Below are 16,550 nucleotides of genomic sequence, written 5' to 3'. Positions count from 1 at the left end.
ATGTGAAGTATTAATTGTAATACCACGTGCTTTTTCTTCTGGTGCAGAGTCGATTGCAGCGTAATCTTTCGCTTCACCACCGAATTTTTTTGCACACACAGTTGCAATCGCAGCTGTTAAAGTCGTTTTACCATGGTCAACGTGACCGATTGTGCCCACGTTAACGTGCGGCTTATTACGTTCAAACTTAGCCTTAGCCATGCTTTTCTTCCTCGTTTACGTCGAACACAATTCTGAGTAAAACCCAGCTCCGACATATCGCCTAAAAAAATAAACACCCAATACTTGAAAAGCAGACTAAAAAGCCTGCTTCTGGAATCTTGCGCAACATTTAAATTTGCTAAACTGTAAAATCTGGAGCTCTTATCGAGATTTGAACTCGAGACCTCTCCCTTACCAAGGGAGTGCTCTACCACTGAGCTATAAGAGCAAATATAAGCACTTCAATAGATATGGAGCGGGAGACGAGGGTCGAACTCGCGACATGTAGCTTGGAAGGCTACCGCTCTACCAACTGAGCTACTCCCGCACGATGTTGGTACAAACCACTTATTGAAGTCTTAAAATTGGTGGTGAGGGAAGGATTCGAACCTTCGAAACTTTCGTAGCGGAGTTACAGTCCGCCCCCTTTGACCGCTCGGGAACCTCACCATTTTACACTTACTTCAGTGTTGTTCTTTCTACTCACTCTCAAACTTTCTAAGATGGTGCCGGCACACGGATTCGAACTGTGGACCTACTGATTACAAGTCAGTTGCTCTACCAACTGAGCTATGCCGGCGTTTCTTAGTGTTTCGTACGTTTCGTATCGGAACGGTGTGCAGTTTAGCAAATCTTGAAATCCTTGCAAGTGTTTTTTCTAAAAAAAACGTGAAAAACTCATAAAATCAATCCATTTGACGATAATTCAACCGCTTTGATCACTGCGCGAGCTTTTATTTGGGTTTCATTCCACTCTGATTCAGGATTTGAGTCGTACACCACCCCTGCTCCAGCTTGAACATAGACCTTATTTTCACGAATTACACAGGTACGAATCGCAATCGACATGTCCATTTCGCCATGCCAGCCTAAATAACCAACAGCACCACCAAAAATTCCACGTTTTACTGGTTCAACTTCGTCAATAATTTCCATAGCACGGATTTTTGGTGCGCCTGAAAGCGTACCCGCAGGGAATGTTGCCTTAAAAACATCCAAAGCATCGACATCATCACGTACTTCACCTTGCACATTTGACACAATGTGCATGACATGCGAATAACGTTCGATCACCATTTGATCAGTCACGTGAACTTTACCGATTTTAGAAACGCGTCCAACATCATTTCGCCCCAAATCGATCAACATCAAATGCTCTGCAATTTCTTTTTCATCAGATAGCAAATCTTTTTCTAGCGCTAAATCTTCTTCTTTTGTTTTACCCCGTGGTCGCGTTCCCGCCAAAGGACGAACTGTTGCCACACCATTTTCTAAACGGGACAAAATTTCAGGTGATGAACCGACGATATGAAAAGGAATGTCATTTTCTAGTGTCTGCCCTTGCACCAAGAACAAATATGGCGATGGATTGAGGTGACGTAGTGCACGATAGACCTGCAAAGGCTCACCATCAAAATCGGATACCATACGATGGCCCGGCACAACCTGCATCACATCACCGGCCTTAATGTACTCTTTTACTTTCGCAATAGAGTCAATAAAGTTGTCATGTCCAGTGATGGATTTAAACTGTGGTGCAGTATGCTTATTTGCTTTGAGTGCAATTGGGGTTGCCAAAAGTTCTTCTAGCTCATCCAATTGTTGCTGCGCCTTGGTATAGGCCTCAGCATCATTTACATCGGCATGCACAATTAAGAATAAGGTATCCTTAAGGTTATCAAAGACGATGACGGTTTTTGATAGCATCATCCAAATATCCGGAATCCCGACCGGGTCAGCTTCTGGAACATTATTGAGCTTTGGTTCGATATAACGTACAGCATCATAACCAAAGTATCCAACCAATCCACCGGTAAAGCTCGGCAACGCTGGCAAATCTTGCTGTGTAGGCACTTTATATTGTGCTTGGAAGTCACGAATGTATTGAAATGGGTCAGCACATTGTTGTTTTTCAACCGAGCCATCAGCATGTTGAACGGTCAACTGCCCTTCATTACACGAAAATACGGTGGACTCGCCCAAGCCAATAATGGAGTAACGCGCCCAGTTTTCGCCACCCTCTACAGATTCAAATAAATAGGCTTGTTTATGTTGTTTTAATCGCGCAAAGACAGAAAGTGGAGTTTCTGTATCTGCCAAGCGCTGACGATATACTGGAATCAAGTTATATCCAGCAGTTTTCAGTTGTTCAAATTGAGTTTGTGTAGTCATTTGGGTTTCTCTATATTTCGCGTGGTCAATTTCAGTTAATTTCTTCTCATGCTGATTGAGTGACGCCATCGAAATACTACACACTTGCTCATTTTCACTTCCTTAACCCTACTTATTTCAACCCAATAATTCTTTTAAGTTATCAACCACGTGCTGCGGCTGACAATCTCGAATATTTTCACCATGATTATAGCCATAGCTGACCACAATACAATCAATACCCGCACGACGTGCTGCCTCTACATCATTGACAGAATCACCCACCATCAAAATTTGCTGTTTCGGCAAGGCATAATGCTCCGCACAATACTCTAGCTGCTTGGGATGTGGTTTACGCTCTTCAAAACGATCTCCGCCAATCACATCATCAAAGTATTCATGCATACCTAGTGCCTGCACAATACTGCGTGCCGGTTGCTCTGGTTTATTGGTCACACAAATCAGAATTTTCTCTTCTGCTTTTGCCCAATCCAAGAACGCTAGAATGCCGTCAAAGGGCTGCGTCAAAACACAAGGATCTGCATTGTAAATCTTTAGAAAAGTTTCCAGTAAAAGATGGTGCTGTGCGGCATCCACCTTCCCGGTCAAGTATTCAAGTACGCTATGACAAAACAATGAAGTTCCTTTCCCAATCCAGTTTCGCACCTGCGCTTCTGTGACCAACGGTAATTGCAACGCATTTAAACTCATATTCATCGCACGATGTAAGTCAGATGCTGAATCGACTAGCGTTCCATCCAGATCAAATAAAATCATTTGGCGTTCTGCTAAACGAACTTCAAACATAATGTCCCTCTATTTTTTTGTAAATTTTCCCCATAAAAAAGGCATGCCCATGCATGCCTTTTGAGGAATGTCTCGGTTTATTTAAACAAGACCCATGCAATAATTGCAAGAATGATTAAAACAATGACTGAGATTAAGCCCACAGAGGCATTTTTTTGCGCTTCACGCTCTTGCTCTACACATGTCGCTGGAATTTCTACATCACATGATTCATTTTTCGGAACAGCAGTTACATCAACTCCCTCAGGAATTGGTGCAGGTTTAGGCACACCCACATTGGTCGGCATACCATCACGAGTCAATTGAACTGAGCCATCTCGCTCTTTCAACTCTGGCATACCTTGATCATTCATTTGTTGTGCTGCGGTTTTAACGACAGGCTCTTGTGCCTTAGTCTCAGACGTGTTTGCTACAGACTCTTGTGCCACAGTTTCAGAAACTGCAACAGCTTCAGACGGCTGCTGAACAGGTGTAATTTCTTCTGTTTGCAACGCTTCAACGCTTTGTTCAATATCCGCTGGGATCTGAACAGCTTTAGCTGGAGCCAATAAACTAAACTTCACACTGGCAAACTGTACAATATCACCTTCTTTTAAAAGTGATTCACCAGTCAAACGGACATCATTAATAAACGTCCCATTGGATGAATTAAGATCTTGCAACCAGAGTGCCTGATCTTTCAGTACAAAGGCAGCATGTTTACGCGATACATCAGATTCTTGCAAAACAATATCTGCTTGTTGATGGCGACCCACCAACATATCACGCTCAATACTAATTTCTTGTCCTGTTAAATCACCAGAAATTGCTTGAATTTTCCAAGTCATGAAGTTAATTCTCTATTGCTCGTTTTTTTCATCATAGCATGCTGTGGTTTCAAAGCTAAACCACTCTGCTGTCTAACCTAAGGCATGCCCGCCACTTTGCCATTCGGTACGGTAATGGTTTCGCGCTTCACCGCAGGTTCAATGGCGACTGGCGTGGAGACCACTGCCGCTGGCTGTGTCATTTGTGGTGCTGTCGGTACCGTCTTATACACAGGGGCAGGTGCTGTACCTTTTGAAACAGGTATGCGCTGTTGATACACATCATCCACATTTTCAGGTAATTTCGCAAAATTACCCTCATTATCCAATGCCAGTTGCAGACTATAGAGCTGACTGTAGCGCTGCTGAGACATTTTCTTCACATCAGCAGAATTTCCAACAATAGTCGGATGAATAAAGATCAGTAAATTGCGTTTACTGTTGGATTTTCCTTCCGAGCTAAAGAGTTTGCCCAGTACAGGAATAGCCCCTAGCCCTGGAACAGATTGACGCCCATGCAATGTATTGTCAGAGATCAACCCCCCCAACACAATCGTTTGACCATGCTCTGCCAAGATCGAGGTTTTGATCGCGCGTTTAGTCGTAACCAAATCCGACGCTTGGCCTTTATTGTCTTTTACATCAGAAACTTCTTGCTCTACCTCTAAACGCACCGAACCACCGTCGCCAATATGCGGCACAACTTTCAAAGTAACACCGACATCTTTACGCTCAATCGATGTGTATGGATTGGCTGTGCCACCATTGGTGGTGACCGAACCTGTCACAAATGGAACGTTTTCACCCACCACAATATAGGCTTCTTCGTTGTCCATCGTCACAATCGACGGTGTAGATAATAGATTCGATTTGGTTTTTTCTTTTAGGGCCTGAATCATCGCACCATAGAGTTTGCGTGAACCATCACTACCTTCACGATAGTCACCAAGGACCAAAGAAGTACCCGCACTTACCGCGCTACCTGCACCCGCAGCGCCACCAGTTAAATAACCTGCGGCAATATTCTTTAAACTCGAACCAAAGTTATCAAAGTTAATTAAGCCGATACCACTACTGATATCACCCAACGCCCATTGCACACCGAGTTGATCGGTATCCGTGCCTTCGACTTCAATAATCGCCGCTTCGATCAGCACTTGCTGACGACGAATATCCAGCTGAGAAATCGCAGATTCAATTTCACGCATGAGCTGCGGATCTGCTTTCACAATCAGTGCATTTTGTGTGGTATCGGCAATAATACTGACGCCATTGGCATTAAAACTTGAAATACCATTTTGCGTATTATTGGAAGAGTTATTGCTGTTGAGGTTAATACCTGAACTGGTGTTATTTTGTGAACTGAATGACTGTGAATTCGAGCTGTTATTATCATTCATTAAGCTGTTCATCGTGCTGCTGTTTGAGCTATTCGATGAATTCGTACTCGAAACAGCTTGCCCCGTGACCAAGCCTTGTAAGATTTCCGACAAGTTTTTTGCACTCGCATACTTCAAACGGAAGACTTTCAACCCACCCAATCGATCTGCCGCAGGTACATCTAAAGTTTCAATAATCTTACGAATACGTTTACGTGTCGCTGTATCACCTTTAATGATAATGCGATTGGTTCGATTGTCCGCGATAATACGAATTCGTGACCCTTTCGGGTCTTTTGATGCGCCGGTCGAACTCATCGACTCTAACAGCCCAATCATTTCTTCGGCCTGACTCGATTGCAGCGTCACTGCTTCGATATCATTTTGACCCGTTCCATCTAAATTACGAATAATCGTTTCGAGCTGGTAAATATTACTAGCACGGTCTGAGACGATCAGCGCATTGGTCCCCGCCACTGCCGACAAATGTGCAAATTGCGGCATCAATGGGCGCAACGCTGGAATTAAGTCGTTGGCATTAGTGTTATCAAGCCAAATCACTCGAGTGACAATTTGGTCTCCAGACGCACGGTGGCGCGCATCATAAGGAATGCCCGAGCTTTTTACATTACTGTCTGGAACTAGTTTAATGGTGTTGCCCGATGGAATTGCCACTACACCATTCACATTCAACACACCGAGAAACAGGTCATAGACTTCATTTTTATTTAAAGGCTTATTGGAAATAACCGTTACATTTCCTCGTACCCGTGGATCAACTGCAAAATTTTTCCCCGTGATATCTGCGACTTCATTAATGAATGCCGTAAGATCTGCATCACGTAAATTGATTTTCCATGTTTGTGCATAACTTGCTGTGCTGACCATAGCAACCAAGGGCACCATGGCATAGGCAGCTAAAGTTGAACGGTTATTATTAAATAAAGCCATATACGCCTGTGTTTCCTAACCCTATAAAGTGATGAGACATCACTAAAAATCCTGTTGTATGGTCATCACTTGATCACCACGTTTGACTTCAAGTTTCACCTGCCCTTCACGGCGGGCTTGTTCTAATAATTGCGCCTCAGATTGTCCTGCACCGACCGCCTGCCCATTTAAAGACATGATGCGGTCACCCGGTTGCAAACCCAATTTATTTCTCAAGGCAGCAGGTGTTCGGTTTGAAACTTCAAACCCACCATTACCTGATGGATTTACCCCCATTTCCTGCATATATTGTTCACGATTTTCAGTCATGCGTTGTACGGCCTGACCAATCGCGGACTGCGTTGTGCTTTGCCCTGAATTTGCAGGATCAGTTGTATTTTGCATGCTGCTATTCTGCAAAGATCCGCCTGAGGTTGCATTGGCTGTAGGGACAATCGGTTGATCTAATCCGTTTTCAATACCTTGGAACGCCAATTCACGCCGTGCACCATTACCCTGCGTTAAAATCACCTTATCCCAGTACACTTCAGCCAGTTGATATGATGAACCTTGAATGGTTTCTCCAACCAAGTAGCGATCTGAACTCTCATTGACCTTAATCACTGCCGACGAGTAGCGACTTGGCTGTCCAACCACCACACCTTGTAACACCATATTTAACTGCGCGTCAGCTGCTGAACTGCGATTTTCCTGAAACAAGGCAAAAGAGCTAATATTAGGAACTTGCGTTTGCTGTGAACCCAATTCAACTCGGTCTAACTGCATGGCTTGTGGCGGTGCAATCAATAACCAAAATAAAGCAGCTAACTTCCAGCACAGGTACAAAATTATTAAAGCCAAGACCATAGGTGCAAGACGATCTGTTTGCTTCCAATTGATCTCGCGGATTTTTTCTAAATAGTCAGCCATCAGTTCACCCCACTCAATAGGGGTTGACGCGAACTAATCACATACGTATCTAATCCGGCCTTACCTTCATAGGAAGCAACATTCATCAAAAAGCGCTGGGTTAATTGCACATCCAACATGAGGTCTGGCTCAAGTGACAAATTCATCATTTTTTGTTCACGTTGATCTCGAACATCAATCGACAATTTGCCATTATCGTCTTTTAATTGAGCCAACATGGCAGGCACATTCATTGACTCTTGACGCTGTGCAAAGCTAAATGATAAATCCCCACCTGCCCACTGTATCTCGCCTGATGAACGACTAAATCCCTGTTGTGGCTTATATTTAAACTGCACATCTTTTAATTGAATGGCATTCATTGGCCATTGCCAATCGGCAAAACTTTTTAAGGTTTCAGGGGCAATTTGACCCTCTAAGTTTTTAATACTAATACTTTTACCAAAACCATAACCCATCACACCTTGTAGTTTGGTATTGCCACTATGAATCTCAACATTTGCACCCAAGCGCAATAAAATCAAATCCCACGGGCGTGTGCTCCAGTTTAACGAGCCTTTCAAATTTCCTCGTGTCCAATCTGCTTGCCCATGCCAAATATTGCCACTGACGTTATGTAGCATTTGGTTATTTTTATAAAATTTTGTAATGAGCCAAGCTGCAGGTACTTGCAGCATAACGAAAATTAAAAAACTGATCGCAGCAAAAATGAGCCACCGAATATTATTAGTTTTATTGATCATCCCACCACAACCGATCCATCAATTTTTTTCCATCATTTAAACATTTTTCTTTATAGACACATTATGCATACTTTTTCTGCATAGCCAATTCAAAGAGATAAAAAAACCAGGCATTTGCCTGGTTTAATTATCCTGAACTCAGGATATGACGATTTCATGAATTATTCTTAAATTAAGAAGTCTTCTAGTTTCGCGCCTTTTTCTAGCTCAGCCACTAACCAACGCGGTTGTTTACCACGACCAGTCCAAGTGTCATCTGCATTAGTTTTGCTACGGTAACGTGGCTCAACAGCTTTACGAGTTGATTTTTTACGTTTGCTTGAACCAAATTCAAGGATTTGTTCAACGCTTAAATCTAAATTTTCTGCAATTTCAACAATACGGTTGTACGCATCTTCAATCGCTTGATCTTTTTTAGATGCAATCAGTGCTTCAGCCTCTACTTGAAGTTTCTTTAACTCTTCAACTGATAAATTACTAATATCAGGCATAATCTTTAACTCCGAAATTTCATTTTAATAATGCTTATGAAAACTCACTCATAATATTATAATAAAATTTTTATTCAATAAATAATTTTCATTTTACTACAATATTTTAACACGACTCCTTAAAATATATAAAATTAAATTGTATTTAAATATTATTTCCGACTGAAATCTCCAAAGCTTTTATTTTAGTTTTAATATTTTCTGGAATAGAGGTTTTTTGTAGGGTAATTTTATCCACGCACACAATAACCGCATCGCCTGTTGCAACAATTTTTTGTTGCTGTTCACTCCATAATATATAACGCATACGAAATGCACTGTTTCTTAATTCTTCAACGCGCGTTGCCACTTTTAAAATATCAGGATAAACCACTGGGCTTAAATATTTACACTGGCTTGAAGCAACAACCGTAACCACAGACTGATTAAATATATCCAACTGATCTAAATAACCAATCCGCGCACTTTCCATATAACGATAATAATGCACGTTATTTACATGACCAAAAGCATCCATATCCCCCCAAGCGACGTGTTGAGTATGAACCAATGAATATTGAGCTAAATCTTCTTGCATATAATGTCCTTATATTCGAATTTCCATAAAATTGGCATTATTTTCAAATATTAAATTTAATTGTTTGATCAAGTCATCCTGCTGATTTAAGGCTGACTTGATGCGTAAATAACTCATTAATACATCATCTGGATATAATTCTAACAATGCATCTGCTTCAGCTTGACGTGCTGTCGCTTGGTAAATATTCCATTTTGCAAAACTAAAAACAGGCAGCGCAGGATACTTTTCTTCCCAACGTTGAATCTGCTGTTCTACAGCCACATAATCAGGGTTTTGCTTCAGCATTTTTTGCTGGAACCACAAAAAGAACACTTCTTTGTTAAATTGCTGTTCCAGCAAATGAATAGCCAATTGCTCATGCTCCTGACTCATCTCTGGCATACGAGACAAGACTTTCAACCATAGCACCTTGACCGCATATTTACGCTCTGTAATTTGATCTTGCAAATCCAAATAACGCTGCTTTAAATGCTGTAAGTCATCGACATCAGCTTGATCAAATGCAGATAATAATTGTTCCAACCAAGCTTGTTTTGTCAGCTCATCTAAATGTCCATAACGTGTCGAACGCAAATACAACCAAGGAAACTGCAACGCAAACATGCCCCATAGCGTGGTTAGGCGCTGCTCATAGGCACTACTGACTTTTTGCAACCATGGCGATAGTTCATGTTGATTTAAAAATTCAAGATGCGTTAAAGCCTTTTCACCCTGCTGTTGAGACAAATAAATTTCAATCCGTTGCAATTCTGCAAGCTCAAAAGCCATTGGGTTGATCTGAGTTAATGCATTTAATGCTGTTTCATATTGTTGCTGAATCCAATATAAACGCGCATCGATCACCCCTTTTAATAATCCAGACTCAGTAAAAGCTTGCTGAATAAAGTTTTTTTGATCTTGTGCAGCATTTAAAAGCCAAATGACAGCCAATTGCTCATAGGGATGTAGTTTATTAAAACTAAAGACCGTTTCAGATTTACGTTGTTCTCGACTTAAATAGCGTTTAACCGCATACCAAAGCATTTGCACGACTAAACTCAGTAATGCTAGCAATAATGCTAAAAACCAAATATTGGATTGAACTTGCCATTCACGCCAGTATAAATACACATAACCTGCACCATGTCCAAAACTCAGCAAACTAATAATGGCGACAACCAATAAACTAATAAATAAATAGGCCAATAAAATATGTTTCATAGTCGATTATCCTATGAGTGCCCGAGTATTTAACAGCGGTGCAGAAATAACCGGAATGTCCTTTAATTGTTCTAAACGTTGGCGTATCAGTTTTAATGAAGCATCTGGCAATTGCTGCATAATTTTAATAATTTCAGTGATTTCTTGTTGAAATTGAGGATATTGTCCTTGATTTAAAACTTGCTGAGCCAAAATTAAACGTAACTGCATTTCTTTTAATACCAAGCTACGCTGCATTAATACGGGACTTGGTTGTTCGACTGATTCGACTTGAATCCATTTTTGCCAAAAAGAAAGACCTTTTTGCTGCTCTTTAGAACTATAGGGCTTTAATATTTCTTTTTCTAACAATTGATCGATCGATTGCAGAGTATTTTTCACTTTATCAGACTGCAACTGACGCTCTGTCACATATTGCTTTAAGGTCTCACGGTCTTTTTGAATCACCTGATGCAAACTCATACGCAATGCAGGTGCCAAGCTCAACTGATCTAATTGTTGATCTAATTGGTTTAATTTTTCCAAAGCAACAGCAAATTGTTGTTGCTGCATGGCAAATTCAACCAAATCAAGTTGCTGACCCACCACAATCATTGGCTCAATACTATGGGTCGCCTCAGCAGCAATCGAAGCATTCGATGTCGTTGCAGCCGACATCTCGGTCGCTGTGCCATTCAACTGGCGTTTCAAAGCTACGACCTGATCATTCAAACCTGCATTGCGCTGTTGCAATAAAGTTTGTTGTTGCATCAGTTCGGTTTGTTGAGCATTGACCTGAAACAAGTCAAAACTGAGTTTAGCCAACCAAAGTACGGCGACAATGACCACAACGACAAACAACTTCTTCATGTATTTCCCTGCACGACTTGCACATGCTGCAATATGTGTGTCGCGTTTAAATCTTCGAGTTGAATAATTTTAAAATCTTTGTTCAGTGTTATACGACTTTGCTCAAGTAGCTCGAACAACCTTACACCTAAAACTAAAAAATGTGCATGACTCAGCACTGATAAATGCGACTGAATCAAGTCAAGCCAATTGAGCCAACTAGCCTCACTGGTGATCAACATACAATATGGAGATGACAACTGATGTTCAGAAATGAGTGTTTTTACTTTTTGAATGGTCTCTTCCGGTAGATGCCGTTCATATAGCACAAAATTGAGAATCTGAATGCCACGTGCTAGCAACTGCTGCATCATAAATTGACGACCACCTTCACCGCGCCAAAATGCAACGCAAGCCCCGGCCTCTAATTGTTCTAAATGGCTTAAGGTGAGCATTCCCTCCGAGGTTTCCACCTGCGGTACGACACTGTGAATACCATAATCAGCCAGCTTTGCTGCAGTTGCATCACCGACGGCAACCCATTGAATATGTTCGAGCTGCTCTAATGAAATACCTGCCTTACGCAAACCTTGCATTCCAAAGGTAACCGCAGAAGGGCTCACCACAACCAATACATCCGCAGCACTCAACTGGGCGTAGCACGCTGCCAATGCTTCTGACCATGCCCGTGGCTTGAGCTCAAGTAATGGAAGCTCAGCCACAGCAATACCCGCAGAGCGCAGCGTCAAGCTAAGCTGCGTTGCACGATCTGCTGGACGTGTATTGATAAAAAGCATGTATTAATACAGTGCCTTTAAAATTTCACCTGCACCTTGGGCTAACAAGTCTTGTGCCAATTTGACACCGAGCTGTTCAGCTTGTTCAGGAAAACCTACTTGCTGTGCTTTCAACAAGGTTTGACCGTCAACACTACCGACACGACCTTCCAAATGAATCTGACCATTTTCTAAGGTTGCATAACCTGCAATCGGTACTTGGCAGCCACCTTCTAGATATGCATTAAATGCACGTTCTGCGCGTACACAGGCATTGGTCTCTGTATGCATTAAGGGCAAAATTAAATCCAATACAGTTTGATCTTGGCTACGACATTCTAGGCCCAATGCACCTTGTCCAACTGCAGGTAAACTCACAACAGGCTCAAGAGTATGACGAATACGCTCTGCTAAACCCAGACGCTTCAACCCTGCACTGGCCAAAATAATCGCATCATAGTTGCCCGCATCGAGTTTAGATAAACGCGTACCCACATTGCCACGCAGATCAATAATTTCGAGGTCTGGACGTTGTTTTAAAATTTGGCATTTGCGGCGCAAGCTCGATGTCCCAACCTTCGCACCTTGTGGTAAATCATCAAAACTGTTATAGGTATTTGAAACGAAAGCATCTAATGGGTCTTCACGCTCACAAATCACGGCCAAGCTTAAACCTTCAGGCAATGCCATCGGCACATCTTTCATCGAATGAACTGCTAAGTCTGCACGACCATCCAACAACGCCGCTTCTAATTCTTTTACAAATAATCCTTTTCCCCCAATTTTGGCTAAAGGGGTATCTAGAATCTTGTCACCTTGGGTCACAAAAGTCACCAACTCAACTTTCAAATTTGCATGAAGTGCTTCTAAGCGTGCACGAATATGTTCCGCCTGCCAAAGTGCAAGCGGGCTTTGTCGAGTTGCGATCTTAAGGATATTCATAAATTTTAAAATACAGTCTATAGGGCTATTATTCTAAACTTAACTTGCTCAGTTGAAAATGCAAGCTTAATTCGCAATGTGCTTTAACCCTTGCCCTATAATTTTTGTATTCGCTCGCGTAGATTCGGTAAATGCCGACGGCTGACCGCCAAGCGCTCGTCTAAATCTCGACAACGCACTTGATATTGTCCTGAGCTTACAACCTCTAAACCATCTAAAAAGCTCACAGACACCAAGGCATTACGATGGATGCGTATAAAGCGATCACCAAATTCATGCTCTAAATCTTTCAGCGTTTCATCAATGAGTACGCTGCCATTTTTGTGCCGAACAGTGACATATTTCTGATCTGCAAGAAAATAGTAAATATTTTCAACAGGTACCAACTCTACACCACGATAGGTCTTTGCCGCGATTTGATGGCGGCTGATTTTAATTTCGTCCATATTTTCTTTTTGTTTTATCGTGCTCAATTGAGCTTGGGTTAATTTAGTTAAATGATCTAAAACCTGCTGCAATTCCTGTTGCATAACTGGTTTTAGTAAATATCCCTCTGCATTCGATTTAAATGCATCAAGTGCATGATGATCATATGCAGTGCAAAAAATAATAGCGGGCATGGGGTCTAATTCACGCAACAATTTCGCGCAAGTCAACCCATCCATTTCAGGCATTTGTATATCTAGTAAGATGACATCAGGCTCGAGGCTTTGAGCCAAGTCAATCGCTTGTTGACCATGTGAAGCTTTCGCAACCACTTGATGTCCAAGTTGAGTGACTAAACGTGACAATCGCTCTACTGCTAGAGGCTCATCATCACAGATTAGGATGTCCATTTCTCCTCCTTATCTCGTTAACGTCATTTATTTTTATTGGTCAACTGAGATTTCTATTTATATTGATATTGCACCACAGTCGTATACATTCCCTCGCCTGCGTAGGTTTGAAAAGTGACATGCTGACCATAATATGCCTCAAGTCGCTGTTTCACGTTTTCGATGGCAATACCATTCCCCTGACGTAATTTAATTGTATCCTGTGTATAGGGATTTGTAATAACGATATTAATTTGATTTTGTAATATTTCAATCAATATATTTATCGTACTCTTTGTCAAAATCTTTTCAACTCCATGAAAAATACTATTTTCTAATAAAGGTTGTAAAGTTAATAGTGGAATTTGTACTTGAGCGTATTGTTCAATACCTTCTAGTTTCCACTCCACCTTAAGCCGATCACCTAAACGCATTTGTTCAATGGCCAAATAACGCTGACACAGATCGATCTCATCTTTGAGACTTACCAACTTCAATTCTTGAAAACTTGCACGGAACAATCGAGATAAATTCAGTAGCATTTGCTCCGCTTTATCTGGGTCAATCGCAATCAAGCTAATCACATTGTTTAAGCTATTAAATAAAAAATGTGGATGAATCCGAGCTTGCATAGCCTGAATGCGTGAGTTTAATTCACTATGATGTTGTCGACCCCACTGTTCTCTTAAATATAAATATCGAAAACAAAATGCCCCAAGTAATACCCCATAGCTCAGATTTAAAACCACACCAGCAGTTAAAACGTCTGCACTCAAACCAGCTAAACTGAAATTTTCACCAAAATAGATCAAAACATTTAAAGTTATGGTGGTGAATAACACCAAAGCTTGCAATAAAACAAACCCGCTAAACATGAGCATTTTCATGCTTAAACCACGCGTCTTGCTCTGCAAAAGCTCTGAAAATGCAGCAAATGCCAATAAAATCCAGTTAATAAACAACACATGCTGCATGACACTGGAAACACTTAAGGCTTGCCACGAATGAGCTTGTGCCAAAGCCAAGACCAACGCCACAATATTACCCGCAAGAAAAAGCTCCCACAGATAGTGCCAACGGCCCATTTTTCCTGAAAATACAGAAATTGTCATAGACCTAAACCCTGTCTAAAAGTTTGATCAACTTGCCCTTCGGCAACTGGGTTCGAATTTGCTATACTCTTGCTCAGTTCTATGCTTTTTATCTTATTGAGCCGACATGACCACATCTTCTAATTCCTCAAATCCGTCACAAGCCCAAACTTCAGGCATGTGGGGCGGTCGTTTTTCCGAAGCTACTGACGCTTTTGTTGCTGAATTTACAGCATCTGTACAGTTTGACCAACGCTTTTATAAACAAGATATTGCAGGTTCAATTGCACATGCAACCATGCTTGCAAAAGTTGGCGTTCTGACTGAACAAGAGCGTGACGATATTATTAATGGCTTAAACACCATTAAAGCAGAAATTGAAGCGGGTAACTTCGAATGGCGCATTGACCTAGAAGATGTGCACATGAATATTGAGTCACGCTTGACTCAACGTATCGGTATTACAGGTAAAAAACTACACACCGGTCGTAGTCGTAATGACCAAGTTGCAACCGATATCCGTCTGTATGTTCGCGACGAAATCGATGCGATTTTAGAATTATTGAAAAAATTACAAAAAGGCATCCTAGGCTTAGCGGCGAAAAATACCAATACCATCATGCCGGGCTTCACGCATTTACAAACTGCACAGCCAGTGACTTTTGGTCACCATTTAATGGCGTGGTTTGAAATGTTGGTACGTGACTCAGAGCGTTTAATCGACTGCCGTAAACGTACCAACCGTATGCCTTTAGGTTCTGCTGCACTTGCAGGAACAACCTACCCAATTGACCGTGCATTCACTGCCGAATTACTAGGTTTTGAAGCTGTCGCTGAAAACTCTTTAGACGCCGTATCTGACCGTGATTTTGGTATTGAATTCAATGCTGCAGCATCACTCATCATGATGCATTTATCACGCATGTCAGAAGAAATGATTCTTTGGACATCGGCACAATTCAAATTTGTGAACATTCCTGACCGTTTTTGCACCGGCTCTTCAATCATGCCGCAAAAGAAAAACCCAGACGTTCCTGAGTTGATTCGTGGTAAAACTGGCCGTGTATATGGTGACTTGATGAGCCTATTGACCCTAATGAAAGGTCAACCTTTGGCATACAACAAAGACAACCAAGAAGATAAAGAACCACTATTCGATGCAATTGATACTGTTCGTGGCTCACTCATGGCATTTGCCGACATGATCCCTGCACTAGTGCCAAACATTGACATCATGCGTGAAGCAGCGCTGCGTGGCTTCTCAACTGCAACTGACCTTGCCGACTACCTGGTTAAAAATGGCGTGGCATTCCGTGATGCACATGAGATTGTGGGTAAAGCAGTTGCTCTCGGTGTTCAAGAAGGCAAAGACCTTTCAGAATTAACCCTTGAGCAACTTCAACAGTTCTCTGACTTGATTCAAGCGGATGTCTTCGAAAAAGCTTTAACACTCGAAGCATCTGTCAATGCACGTAACCACATTGGTGGTACTGCACCTGCTCAAGTTGAAGCAGCAATTGAACGCGCGCATGCACGTTTAGAAAAACTTTACGCATAACTTTTTCAAGTTAAATGGAGTATTGATATGTCTCGACAAGTTTTTTGCCGTAAATATCAGGCTGAAATGGAAGGTTTAGACTTTGCACCATTCCCGGGTGCGAAGGGACAAAAATTGTTTGATACGGTATCTAAACAAGCTTGGCAAGAATGGCTAAAACACCAAACGACGTTGATCAATGAAAAACGTTTAAACGTGTTTGAAGCTGACGCGAAAAAGTTCCTTGAAGAGCAACGTGAAAAATTCTTCAGCAATGATGAATCTTTAGAAAAAGCCGAAGGCCTAAAGCCTGAGTAAAACTTAAAGCGTTGCTTTAAGTTTT

At 41.6% G+C, this 16,550-nt stretch carries 16 protein-coding genes, 4 tRNA genes and 1 pseudogene; 2 read left to right on the top strand and 19 right to left on the bottom strand.

The window, feature by feature from the left end; genetic code table 11:
- The 19 genes and pseudogenes from AVJ20_RS16720 to AVJ20_RS16630 all read right to left on the bottom strand — a co-directional run.
- A partial coding sequence (locus AVJ20_RS16720; protein ID WP_227509971.1) for a GTP-binding protein occupies positions 1-201 on the bottom strand: 201 nt, incomplete at its 3' end.
- Between the two features lie 154 nt (positions 202-355).
- Positions 356-430 (bottom strand) — tRNA-Thr (locus AVJ20_RS16715).
- Between the two features lie 23 nt (positions 431-453).
- Positions 454-529: transfer RNA gene (locus AVJ20_RS16710), tRNA-Gly, on the bottom strand.
- A 38-nt stretch (positions 530-567) separates the two neighbouring features.
- A tRNA-Tyr gene (locus tag AVJ20_RS16705) sits at positions 568-651 on the bottom strand.
- Between the two features lie 54 nt (positions 652-705).
- Positions 706-781, bottom strand: a tRNA-Thr gene (locus AVJ20_RS16700).
- Positions 782-879: 98 nt separating this feature from the next.
- On the bottom strand, positions 880-2,373 hold the full coding sequence (gene trpE, locus AVJ20_RS16695) for an anthranilate synthase component I (RefSeq protein WP_111886015.1): 1,494 nt from the start codon (positions 2,371-2,373) through the stop codon (positions 880-882).
- Positions 2,374-2,490: 117 nt separating this feature from the next.
- Entirely contained in the window at positions 2,491-3,159 is a 669-nt protein-coding gene (gene gph, locus AVJ20_RS16690) for a phosphoglycolate phosphatase (RefSeq protein WP_111886013.1), read from the bottom strand.
- Positions 3,160-3,236: 77 nt separating this feature from the next.
- Complete coding sequence (locus AVJ20_RS16685; protein ID WP_111886012.1) at positions 3,237-3,986, bottom strand: FHA domain-containing protein; 750 nt, start codon at positions 3,984-3,986, stop codon at positions 3,237-3,239.
- A 77-nt stretch (positions 3,987-4,063) separates the two neighbouring features.
- Entirely contained in the window at positions 4,064-6,295 is a 2,232-nt protein-coding gene (gene gspD / locus AVJ20_RS16680; RefSeq protein WP_111886011.1) for a type II secretion system secretin GspD, read from the bottom strand.
- A 42-nt stretch (positions 6,296-6,337) separates the two neighbouring features.
- Entirely contained in the window at positions 6,338-7,204 is an 867-nt protein-coding gene (locus AVJ20_RS16675; RefSeq protein ID WP_111886010.1) for a type II secretion system protein N, read from the bottom strand.
- Positions 7,204-7,947: a type II secretion system protein N gene (gspN, locus tag AVJ20_RS16670; protein WP_111886009.1), complete on the bottom strand. Its 744-nt coding sequence runs from the start codon at positions 7,945-7,947 to the stop codon at positions 7,204-7,206. Before gspN ends, AVJ20_RS16675 begins: the two co-directional genes overlap by 1 nt.
- Positions 7,948-8,114: 167 nt before the next feature.
- Positions 8,115-8,441: an H-NS family nucleoid-associated regulatory protein gene (locus AVJ20_RS16665; protein WP_078190459.1), complete on the bottom strand. Its 327-nt coding sequence runs from the start codon at positions 8,439-8,441 to the stop codon at positions 8,115-8,117.
- A gap of 142 nt (positions 8,442-8,583) precedes the next feature.
- A complete protein-coding gene (locus tag AVJ20_RS16660; RefSeq protein ID WP_111886008.1) occupies positions 8,584-9,015 on the bottom strand; it encodes an acyl-CoA thioesterase in 432 nt (143 codons plus the stop codon).
- 9 nt (positions 9,016-9,024) lie between these two features.
- On the bottom strand, positions 9,025-10,218 hold the full coding sequence (locus tag AVJ20_RS16655; RefSeq protein ID WP_111886007.1) for a heme biosynthesis protein HemY: 1,194 nt from the start codon (positions 10,216-10,218) through the stop codon (positions 9,025-9,027).
- A gap of 6 nt (positions 10,219-10,224) precedes the next feature.
- A complete protein-coding gene (locus AVJ20_RS16650) occupies positions 10,225-11,067 on the bottom strand; it encodes a hypothetical protein (RefSeq protein ID WP_111886006.1) in 843 nt (280 codons plus the stop codon).
- Positions 11,064-11,843, bottom strand: coding sequence for a uroporphyrinogen-III synthase (locus AVJ20_RS16645; protein WP_111886005.1), 780 nt, complete (start codon positions 11,841-11,843; stop codon positions 11,064-11,066). Before AVJ20_RS16645 ends, AVJ20_RS16650 begins: the two co-directional genes overlap by 4 nt.
- Positions 11,844-11,846: 3 nt before the next feature.
- Positions 11,847-12,764, bottom strand: a complete 918-nt coding sequence (gene hemC, locus AVJ20_RS16640) for a hydroxymethylbilane synthase (RefSeq protein WP_111886004.1) — start codon at positions 12,762-12,764, stop codon at positions 11,847-11,849.
- A 95-nt stretch (positions 12,765-12,859) separates the two neighbouring features.
- Positions 12,860-13,600: a LytR/AlgR family response regulator transcription factor gene (locus AVJ20_RS16635; RefSeq protein WP_111886003.1), complete on the bottom strand. Its 741-nt coding sequence runs from the start codon at positions 13,598-13,600 to the stop codon at positions 12,860-12,862.
- A 53-nt stretch (positions 13,601-13,653) separates the two neighbouring features.
- Positions 13,654-14,807 (bottom strand): annotated as a pseudogene (locus tag AVJ20_RS16630) (sensor histidine kinase).
- On the opposite strand from AVJ20_RS16630, the gene argH reads away from it, so the two are divergent.
- Positions 14,798-16,228 (top strand): argininosuccinate lyase, encoded by a 1,431-nt coding sequence (gene argH, locus AVJ20_RS16625; protein WP_171319324.1) that lies wholly within the window; start codon positions 14,798-14,800, stop codon positions 16,226-16,228. The pseudogene AVJ20_RS16630 and the gene argH sit on opposite strands and share 10 nt — an antisense overlap.
- Before the next feature lie 27 nt (positions 16,229-16,255).
- Complete coding sequence (locus tag AVJ20_RS16620; RefSeq protein ID WP_111886002.1) at positions 16,256-16,525, top strand: oxidative damage protection protein; 270 nt, start codon at positions 16,256-16,258, stop codon at positions 16,523-16,525.
- The last annotated feature ends 25 nt before the right edge of the window (positions 16,526-16,550 follow it).

The organism is Acinetobacter sp. CFCC 11171, from assembly GCF_003268405.1.
GTDB classification, from domain to species: domain Bacteria; phylum Pseudomonadota; class Gammaproteobacteria; order Pseudomonadales; family Moraxellaceae; genus Acinetobacter; species Acinetobacter amyesii.
The sequence above is the reverse complement of the archived record's forward strand: the minus strand, read 5'-3'. Positions and strand labels throughout refer to the sequence as shown.